This is a genomic window from Streptomyces sp. NRRL S-37 (assembly GCF_000721605.1).
Lineage (GTDB): Bacteria > Actinomycetota > Actinomycetes > Streptomycetales > Streptomycetaceae > Streptomyces.
In genome coordinates, this window is sequence record NZ_JOIZ01000135.1 from 1 (window position 1) to 328 (window position 328).

The window sequence follows — 328 nt, forward strand, 5'->3', positions numbered from 1 at the left end:
GGGGCGGCCGCCGTGCTGGAGGTAGGCGTGCAGGATGTCGGGGGTGTTGGCGAAGAGGTTGGGCCGCATGTAGGAGGCGGCCTCCCCGGACAGTTCGGTGAGGTACTCGGTCAGTTCCCGCTTGGTGGTGCGCCAGGTGAAGTAGGTGTAGGACTGCTGGAAGCCGATCTGGGCCAGGGTGTGCATCATCGCGGGGCGGGTGAACGCCTCGGCCAGGAAGATCACGTCCGGGTCGGTGCGGTTGATCTCGCCGATCACCCGTTCCCAGAACAGGACCGGTTTGGTGTGCGGGTTGTCGACGCGGAAGATCCGCACCCCCGTCTTCATC

General features: G+C 65.9%; 1 pseudogene. It reads right to left on the reverse strand.

The features are described from left to right. Positions 1–328: pseudogene (locus IH50_RS38515) on the reverse strand (alpha-1,4-glucan--maltose-1-phosphate maltosyltransferase); the annotation flags it as partial.